Annotated in this window: 7 protein-coding genes; all 7 read right to left on the reverse strand. The window is 47.0% G+C overall.

Annotated elements, in window-relative coordinates; all coding sequences use genetic code 11:
• Nucleotides 1–98: 98 nt before the first annotated feature.
• Nucleotides 99–719: a TRIC cation channel family protein gene (locus R7O03_RS05155; protein WP_005387377.1), complete on the reverse strand. Its 621-nt coding sequence runs from the start codon at nt 717–719 to the stop codon at nt 99–101.
• Between the two features lie 69 nt (nt 720–788).
• Nucleotides 789–1,610, reverse strand: a complete 822-nt coding sequence (gene btuF, locus R7O03_RS05160; RefSeq protein WP_213877239.1) for a vitamin B12 ABC transporter substrate-binding protein BtuF — start codon at nt 1,608–1,610, stop codon at nt 789–791.
• The gene (locus R7O03_RS05165) at nt 1,610–2,563 is read right to left on the reverse strand and encodes a cobalamin biosynthesis family protein (RefSeq protein ID WP_064368984.1); all 954 of its coding nucleotides are present in this window, start codon (nt 2,561–2,563) and stop codon (nt 1,610–1,612) included. Before R7O03_RS05165 ends, btuF begins: the two co-directional genes overlap by 1 nt.
• Before the next feature lie 11 nt (nt 2,564–2,574).
• The gene (gene mtnN, locus R7O03_RS05170; protein ID WP_005381837.1) at nt 2,575–3,270 is read right to left on the reverse strand and encodes a 5'-methylthioadenosine/S-adenosylhomocysteine nucleosidase; all 696 of its coding nucleotides are present in this window, start codon (nt 3,268–3,270) and stop codon (nt 2,575–2,577) included.
• A gap of 63 nt (nt 3,271–3,333) precedes the next feature.
• Nucleotides 3,334–3,762 (reverse strand): DUF1499 domain-containing protein, encoded by a 429-nt coding sequence (locus R7O03_RS05175; protein WP_025768418.1) that lies wholly within the window; start codon nt 3,760–3,762, stop codon nt 3,334–3,336.
• Between the two features lie 91 nt (nt 3,763–3,853).
• Nucleotides 3,854–5,266 (reverse strand): FAD-dependent oxidoreductase, encoded by a 1,413-nt coding sequence (locus R7O03_RS05180; RefSeq protein WP_318131554.1) that lies wholly within the window; start codon nt 5,264–5,266, stop codon nt 3,854–3,856.
• A 20-nt stretch (nt 5,267–5,286) separates the two neighbouring features.
• The gene (gene gltB / locus R7O03_RS05185; protein ID WP_318131555.1) at nt 5,287–9,750 is read right to left on the reverse strand and encodes a glutamate synthase large subunit; all 4,464 of its coding nucleotides are present in this window, start codon (nt 9,748–9,750) and stop codon (nt 5,287–5,289) included.
• Nucleotides 9,751–9,948 lie beyond the last annotated feature (198 nt).

The following is a 9,948-nucleotide window of genomic DNA, read 5'->3' on the forward strand; positions in this document are numbered from 1 at the left end:
ATAATTTAGCGAATTGCCCAAGAATTGGCGAATCAAATGAGCATAAATGAGAGGAGCCGACACTTGGTCGACTCCATAATGAGTGATGTTGTTGGTGTTTAACGGTTAATGGCGAAAGTTGGCAGGGATAGATGCCAACGAATCGCACCGAGACGTATAATGAGCGTTGAGATTACACCAGCGAGTAAAGCCGTTGAGTGGTCATAACCCATGTTTACCGCCATCGTATGGAAGATGCCGCCAATAATACATGCCGTAGCATAGACTTCACTTCTTAATACCATAGGAACTTCGCGAGCCAGCACGTCTCGTATAATGCCACCGCCACAGCCAGTAATAACCCCCATTATCACCGCGACCATCCCAGATGCATTGTAGGCGAGTGCCTTTTCTACTCCTATTCCCACAAATACAGCGAGACCGATGGCATCACAAACGGGTAATACCCACCATGAGAGTCGCTTGGGTCTTCGAATAACAAGCATGGTTAGTAGACACGTAACAAATATCACCCATAAGTAAGTCGTATCTGTTATCCAAAATACGGGAGTGGCACCAAGCGCCATGTCTCGGATTGTTCCGCCACCTATAGCAGTCACACTGCCGAGCACGATAACGCCGAATGGATCCATTTTTAAACGGCCCGCCAGTAATACGCCAGAGATAGCGAAAACAGCGGTACCGAACAAATCGATCATATAAAGCAGCATGGAGTCCATGTTACTTAGTACCTTTAAATAGTGTGAGAAAAAATGGGCGGAAATTGTACGGTATTTGCCACGAAATCGTTAGCGTTTTTGACGAACGCTTTTAAAGTGCTCACACACTTCCTTGATCGCGTTCAATGTGCGTGGTGTCGGACGGTTAATCCAATCAGAGTTTAGGGACCAGATGTGTTTGTTTTTAAGAGCAAGAAGCTCATTACTCCACTCAGCCCACATACCATCGTTACTCATTGCGTGACGAGAAGTAAAAATAACCTCTGGCTGGCGAGTAATGACTTGCTCGATGCTAACTTGAGGATAAGGCGCGCTGGATGCGGCGAAAATGTTCTCACCACCGCAAAAAGTAAAGACTTCACTTGGCCAGTTCTTTCCGGCGACAGTGATGATAGGCTTTTCACTCAACTGATAAAAGTAACGAACTTTCTCGTTCGTGTTGTACTGTTCTTTTAGTGTACTCAGCTGCGTTCTAAAATCTTCAGCGGCCTTTTTTCCTACTTGTGGAGTTTCGCTGTATTGGCTGAGTTGCTCGATATTATTGGCGATATCTTCTAATGAACCTGTAGTGGAGTAATAGATAGGAATACCGAACTGTTTAATTTTCTCCAACTCTTTAGCGGGGTTTCCGGCTGGCCAAGCAATCACTAAGTCCGGCTGAAGAGCAATAATGCGCTCTAATTTAATTCCTTGATAATTTGAGACTCTTTCTAGCTGCTTTGCCTGTTCTGGATAATCGCTCATTTCGCTGACAGCAACAAGCTGCTCTCCTAGCCCTGCTGCAAAGGCAATTTCGGTGGCATGTGGAGCTAAACTTATAATGCGTTGAGCGGGTTGAGCGAAGGTCGCTGTCGAAACAAACAGCGTTAATGCGAAGCATAATTTATTCATCATAATCCTTGATAAATTATTCCTAAAAGTAAACTTTGGATTGCGATCCAAGCCAGGACGCGCCAAACGAGCAGCGTATGTATTTGTGAAAGGTGAATAGCCGATGGCGCAATGCGCCCACCGATTTTTGCGCGCTCTGCACGCACACCTTGATAGATAGCAGGGCCGCATAAAGACAGTTGTAGTTTGTGTCCGATAGTACATAACACCCAGCTAGGTCCTGGTAAGGGCCAAGACTTCGCTTGCTGTTGTATTCCAGAGAGCACATTACTTGTATTCTTTCCGGCAGCTAAAAGTATGGCAAAGAGACGAAGTGGAATAATATCCAGAGTAGCAACCAGTTGAATCACAGGTTTACCAAACGGCAAATATTGGCGTCGGCTAGGGGACCACACTCGCGCTAATTCTGTTGTGAGTCGATACATTAACGCACCAATGCCACCTGTTAGTGCGTACCAAAATAGCACACCGATCACGTTGCGGCTGTATCCCATAATCAGGGTTTCTGAGCCAGCTTTACCTATGCCAACGATCGAGAGGCTACCAGTATCGCGATTAAGGTATGGTCTCAGTAATGCTCGACACTGAGCTTTGTCTTCCGAAGACATACTAGTTACGAGCTGTTTCGTTAACGTTTCGCTGTTGCGCCAGTCTAGCGCAAGGATCAATAGAACCAGTTCATATAAAGGGATTTGCCAAACAAATGGCTTTACTGCAATCAGTAATATCAAACAAGGAAACAGCATCAAGCCTAGTGCAAGACTGCCTGAGATTACACTCTGTGAGTAATTGTGATTATTGTTCACTTTGTTGGCTAGCTGTTCTGCTAGCTTTCGCCATAAAGTGATGGGGTGCGCTGAATGGGGGATTGGCACTAGAAGGTGCAAGAGCAGTGCGCCCCACATTATAAGGAGCGCACCGTTGGCATAAAATGACTGAAAAACTTCTTCCATGAATGAGTCGTTTACTTAATGAGTTCCAGCATTTTGAATACCATTTCGGAAGAGCTTTTTGCTGCTAGAGGTAGAAACTCATCAAAGCTCATTGGTGATTCTTTATCAGCGACATCAGAGATTGCACGCACAACAACAAACGGTGTGTTGAATTGGTGACAAGTTTGAGCGATAGCAGATGCTTCCATTTCTACAGCGATAACAGACGGAAAGTGTTTACGAATAAACTCTTGACGCTCAGCAGTACAAACAAACGCATCGCCAGTACAAATTAGGCCGCGAACCGCATGAGTGTTTTCCATTTGTGCTAGGGCTTTTTCTGCTAAGTCCATTAGCTTGTCATCCGCTTTGAATGCAGCTGGTTGACCGGCCATTTGGCCAATTTCATAACCAAAAGCGGTTACGTCTGCATCGTGATGACGAACTTCTGTAGAGATAACTACATCGCCAAGGTTTAAGCTTGAATCGAAACCGCCAGCAGAGCCTGTGTTAATCACAACGTCTGGTTGGTATTCATCAAGAAGGATTGTCGTGCCCACTGCCGCTGCAACTTTACCGATGCCCGATTGTAGTACGACGACTTCGACATCGTTAATTTGACCAGAGAAAAACGTACAACCTGCTTTATTTACAGTTTTGCAGTTTGTAATTGCTTGCTTCAGGATGGTCACTTCTTGTTCCATCGCACCGATGATACCAACTTTCATAACACTCTCTTTAGGTAAATATTTTAGTTGGCCGAGAGTATAGCACTCCCCGTTGGCAGTTTTCTATTTGATGAGCTTAGCTTGAGTGAGCTTTTCTCGTAATTGATCGGCGCGCTTTCTGTTTACGCCAAAGTCAGAGTAGCCCACACGAGATTCCGAGCGCACAATCAGTTGGTCTCCTGCTATTTTTAGTTCGAGGTCATCCACGAAGCGCATGATTTTAGATGTGCACTCGATACGAAGGTAGTTGCTTTCTTTCACCGCGGTTTTCGCGCCTGGCAGTTCAAGCGCAACTTGCTCAATAGCGTCGATGTTCGCTGAATCAACTAAGATAAATGGCGTTAGGTTGTATTTTTCTCGCGTGTCTTGGGTGGAGACGCAGTTTGGTTTGTCACCACAAGGTGATTGAGAACGATCCGTCATGGTTGTGACTCCTTGGCTACAAGCGGTTAAGCCGAGCAAAGTAATGGAAAGGAGAGCGGCTTTTTTCATTATATTTACTCTTATAATTTTGTTTCTAATTATATGGATACAAAAGAAAAAGGATCCAATAACAGGACCCTTTTTGTGAGGTTAGCTGAGATTAAACTTCGAGGTAATCGAGAATGCCTTCTGCCGCTTTTCGTCCTTCATCAATTGCGGTTACGACAAGATCAGAACCTCGTACCGCATCGCCGCCCGCGAAGATCTTTTCATTGCTGGTCTGGAATTGGAACTCTTGCTTCGCAGGGGCTTTGATACGACCCCACTGATCCAAATCGACATCAAACGGTGCTAACCAGTCCATTTTGTGCGGCTGGAAACCAAACGCCATGATAACAACGTCTGCTGGTAGAACGTGCTCGCTGCCTTCAACGGGCTCTGGGCGTCGGCGACCCGCTTCATCAGGTTCACCAAGTGCGGTTTTCACCACTTTGACCCCCGAGACTTTGCCTGACGCATCCACTTCCACTCCCAAAGGCTGAAGGTTGAACATGAACTTCACGCCTTCTTCCTTTGCGTTTTTTACCTCGCGACGAGATCCCGGCATGTTGGCCTCATCACGACGATAAGCACAAACTACGTTGGAGGCACCTTGGCGAATTGAGGTACGAACGCAGTCCATTGCTGTATCACCACCACCCAGTACGACAACTTTCTTTCCTGCCATATCGATAAAGGGTTGGTTACTCTCAAGATCCATGACTTTGTAGGTGTTCGAAACTAAAAATGGCAGCGCGTCATGCACACCCGGCGCATCTTCATTATCTAGACCTGCACGCATGTATTTATAGGTGCCAACGCCCAAGAAAACAGCATCGTATTCATCAAGTAGCTCTTGCATTTGGACATCTTTGCCTACTTCCATGTTCATGCGGAACTCGACGCCCATTTCAGTGAACACACGGCGGCGGTTTTCCATCACGCCTTTTTCAAGCTTGAAGGAAGGAATACCGAAGGTCAGAAGGCCTCCAATTTCAGGGTAGCGGTCAAACACGACTGGCTTAACGCCATTGCGCACTAGGATATCCGCGGCAGCCAAGCCAGCTGGGCCTGCTCCAATGATTGCGACCTTTTTATCGGTCCACTCCACCTTGGACATATCTGGCTTCCAGCCCATTTCAAACGCTTTGTCGGTAATGTACTTTTCTATGTTACCGATGGTGACGGCACCAAAGTCATCATTAAGCGTGCATGAACCTTCACATAGGCGGTCTTGAGGACAAACGCGCCCACATACTTCCGGTAGGCTGTTGGTTTGATGCGATAGTTCAACCGCTTCAAGAATACGACCTTCATTGGCAAGTTTTAACCATTGAGGGATGTAGTTGTGGACTGGGCATTTCCATTCACAATATGGGTTGCCACAATCTAAGCAGCGATCCGCTTGTGCAGTCGCCTGTTGTTTAGTGAACGGTTCATAGATTTCAACGAACTCGATCTTACGAACTTTGATAGGCTTTTTCGCAGGATCTACACGCTGCACATCGATAAATTGATAAACGTTCTGGCTCATGATTCAAACATCCTCCATGATTACTGTGCTTGAACACGCAGCTCTGCGGCACTGCGGCTCTGGTGACCAAGTAGCGTGCGAAGATCTGCCGCTTGTGGTTTCACCAAATAGAACTTTGGAATCCATTCATCAAAGTTCGCCAAAATATTTTCAGCATGACTCGACCCTGTTTCTTCAAGGTGTTCCGCAATTAGGCCACGCAAATGTTCTTGGTGGATGTAAAGATCGGACAATGAGATGGCTTCGACAGACTCAGTATTAACTCGACCTTCAAAGCTTTGGTTCTCATCCAGAACATAGGCAAAGCCTCCAGTCATACCCGCGCCAAAGTTCACACCTGTCGCACCAAGAATGGCAACAATACCGCCAGTCATGTACTCACAAGCGTTATCGCCAGCACCTTCAATGACGGCTATCGTACCTGAGTTTCGTACGCCGAAACGCTCACCTGCTTTACCGGCTGCAAATAGTTTACCGCCGGTCGCGCCGTACAGACAGGTGTTACCAATGATGGTTGCTTCATTACACTTAAATGCAGTGCCAAGGTGAGGTTTGATAACCACTTTACCACCCGCCATGCCTTTTCCCACGTAGTCGTTCGCATCGCCCGTGAGGTAAAGCTCTACACCACCTGCGTTCCAAACACCAAAGGACTGGCCTGCGGTGCCGTCAAGATAGATTTTGATAGGGGAAGCCGCCAACCCTTGGTTGCCATAGCGTTTTGCTATTTCGCCAGATAAGCGTGCACCAACAGAACGATCAGTGTTGATGACATTGTAGAAGAAACTTGCCGATTGACTGTTTTCGACCGCATGCATGGCATCATCAACGATCTTTTGGTTGAGCTCAGCTTTATCAAACGGTTTGTTTGGCTCTGTCCAAAATAGCGGATGGCCCTCAGGTGATACTGGAGCTTCTAGAATATTGGATAGATCCAGCTTGGTCTGTTTCGCTGTAAATCCCTCTACTGCCTCAAGTAAATCGGTACGACCAATCAAGTCCGTCAGCTTTTCAACGCCAAGTTCGGCGAGTAATCCGCGCACTTCGTCTGCCAGGCCGATGAAGTAATTCATCACCATTTCTGGTAGACCTTTGAAGTATTCTTTACGCAGTGTCTCGTCTTGAGTCGCAACCCCAGTTGCACAGTTGTTGAGGTGACAAATTCGTAGGAACTTACAACCCATAGCGACCATTGGCGCAGTACCAAAACCGAAGCTTTCTGCACCTAAAATTGCAGCTTTAACTACGTCTAAACCAGTCTTTAGACCACCATCTACCTGTAGGCGGATCTTATGACGCAGACCATTAGCAACCAGTGCTTGTTGTGTTTCTGCCAACCCCAACTCCCAAGGGCTACCAGCGTATTTTACCGAAGTTAATGGGCTTGCTGCGGTACCACCGTCGTAACCCGAAATGGTAATAAGATCAGCGTAAGCCTTGGCTACGCCCGTTGCGATGGTGCCGACACCTGGCTCGGAGACGAGTTTTACCGAAACCAGCGCATTTGGGTTGACTTGTTTAAGGTCGAAGATCAGCTGGGCCAAATCTTCAATCGAATAGATATCGTGGTGCGGAGGAGGGGAGATCAGAGTCACGCCTTGTACCGAATAACGCAGTTTTGCGATTTCAGCGGTGACTTTGTGTCCTGGTAGCTGTCCACCTTCACCCGGTTTCGCACCTTGTGCCACCTTGATTTGCAGTACATCCGCATTAGTTAGATAATGCGGCGTTACACCAAATCGGCCAGAAGCAATCTGTTTGATACGTGAGTTACGCTCAGTACCGAAACGGCGAGGATCTTCACCGCCTTCACCCGAGTTAGAGTAACCACCAAGACGGTTCATCGCCGTTGCAAGTGCTTCATGCGCTTCTGGGCTAAGTGCGCCAATGGACATTGCCGCTGAGTCAAAGCGTTTGAACAGTTCAGTGCGTGGTTCTATTTGCTCGAGTGGCAGCGGTGAGTCTGATTTTTTCAGCGACATTAAGTCACGCAGCATGGCAACAGGGCGTTGGTTTACCTGCTTAGCAAAGCTCTGATAGTCGTTACTTTCGCCAGATTTAACGGCCTGTTGCAGCGTGCCGACGACATCCGGGTTGTAAGCATGATATTCACCTCCATGGACGTACTTTAACAAGCCGCCATGATCAATCGATTTGCGTTTCGCCCATGCTTTACGAGATAAGTTTGTAAGATCTTGCTGGAAGTCGTCAAAATTCGCGCCTTCAATTCGAGTTGTGACGCCTTTAAAACACAGATCGACCACATCTTGGCTCAAGCCAACTGCTTCAAACAGTTGTGAGCAGCGGTAAGAGGCGATGGTTGAGATCCCCATTTTCGACATGATCTTGTACAGGCCTTTGTTGATGCCGTATTGGTAGTTTTGCATCACATCACGGTAGTCTTTCTCTAGTGCTTTATCATCAATCAGTTTACCTAACGCTTCATAAGCAAGGTATGGGTAAACCGCAGTGGCACCAAAACCAAGCAAGACGGCAAATTGGTGTGGATCACGGGCTGTTGCGGTTTCGACAACAATGTTGGCATCGCAACGTAAGTTCGCGTCAATCAAACGAGTTTGAACGGCGCCGACTGCCATTGCTGCCGGAATTGGCAACTTACCTTTGACCAAGGCTCTGTCCGAAAGCACCACTAAAACCGTGCCTTCACGAACGACTTGCTCTGCTTGCTCACACAGATCATTAATGGCTTGTTTAAGATCTTTTTGTTGTGGGTCGTAGTTGATATCGAGAATGGTATTACGGTAATGATCGTCACTCAGCTTTAGTAGTTGCTGCATGTCTGAATAGAGCAGTACTGGAGAATCAAAGGTTACACGATGCGCGTGGCCATCGGTTTCACAGAAGACATTCATTTCCTGACCGATGCTGGTCGCCAGCGACATGACGTGTTTCTCACGCAGTGGATCGATTGGTGGGTTGGTGACCTGAGCAAACTTCTGACGGAAGTAATCAGTCACCAAGCGCTCTTTCGAAGAAAGAACCGCCATCGGGGTGTCATCACCCATCGAACCGACGGCTTCTTGCCCCATATCACCGAGGACACGCAATACTTGATCGACTTCTTCATTGCTCATGGCAAACTGCTTTTGATAAGTCTTAAGCAAGTCTTCATCAAAGCTACGCTCACCTACTTGATCTTCAGGCAGTTGAGAGAACGGTGTTAGTTTGCGAACGTTGTTCTCCATCCATTCGCGATAAGGGTGACGAGATTTCAGATCATTATCGATCTCGCTAGATTGCCAAAGCTTACCTTTACGAGTGTCGATGACGAGCAATTCCCCCGGACCTACACGACCTTTTTTGGCAACTTCATCTGGGGCGTAATTCCAAATCCCTACCTCAGATGCCAGAGTGATCAACTTGTCTTTGGTAATTACATAACGCGCAGGACGTAGACCGTTTCGGTCTAGGTTACAAGCAGCATAACGACCATCGGACAGTACGATACCTGCTGGGCCATCCCATGGTTCCATGTGTTTGGAGTTGAAATCGTAAAACGCACGCAAATCCGGATCCATGTCAGGGTGGTTTTGCCATGCTGGCGGCACAAGCATACGCATGGCACGGAAGATATCCATGCCGCCAGCTAAAAAGAGATCTAGCATATTATCTAGGCTAGACGAGTCTGAGCCTGTCTCGTTCACAAACGGTGCTGCAGTTTGTAGGTCAGGCAGCAGTGGTGACGAGAACTTGTAAGCACGAGCGCGTGCCCATTGTCGGTTACCTTCAATGGTATTGATCTCACCATTATGAGCAAGGTAGCGGAACGGTTGAGCTAATGGCCAACGCGGTTGAGTGTTGGTAGAAAAACGCTGGTGGAACAGACAGATAGCAGATTCCATACGTAGATCGGCAAGATCAAGATAAAAGCGCGGTAAGTCCGCAGGCATGCATAGGCCTTTGTACACCAAAACTTGAGTCGACAAGCTACAGATGTAGAAATCCGGATCTTCGGTGATTTGTTTCTCGATGCGACGGCGTGCGATGTAGAGGCGACGTTCAATGTCGCGTTCGCGCCAACCTGCCGGTGCAGAGACAAAGACTTGCTGAATATTTGGAAGCGAGTTGGCCGCAATTGGACCGAGTACTTCTGAATTAGTTGGTACTTCACGCCAACCAGCCACAGTTAGCGTCTCTTGCGCCAGTTCTTTGTTGACGATGTCTTTAGCGAGTTGAGCTTTGACTGGATCTTGGTTGAAGAAAATCATCCCTACGGCGTATTGCTTGCCAAGGTTGAAACCATTTTCTTCGGCAATAAGACGTAAATAGGAATCGGGCTTTTGTAATAGAAGACCACAACCATCACCAGTTTTACCATCGGCGGCGATACCACCACGGTGAGTCATGCGGTCAAGTGCAGAAATTGCTGTACGTACCAGCTTGTGGCTTTGTTCGCCTTCCATATGCGCGATCAAGCCAAATCCACAGTTGTCTTTCTCAAGACTTGGATCATAAAGAGCCATTGCAATTCTCCCTTTGCTTATCCGTCATCCCGACAGATATATCAACACTGCTTACGTTGATATCGATGACTAACTATGCGTCATCTTTATAGTTTTATGTATAATTATTCAGTAAAAGTTGTGAAATATTTAACATTTTTTGAGTGTTTTATTTTCATCAACTTCACAAGCTATAGCTTATTGTAAAAAAGGTCAAGT

Source organism: Vibrio sp. Vb2960, assembly GCF_033337665.1.
In the GTDB taxonomy this organism is placed as follows: domain Bacteria; phylum Pseudomonadota; class Gammaproteobacteria; order Enterobacterales; family Vibrionaceae; genus Vibrio; species Vibrio alginolyticus.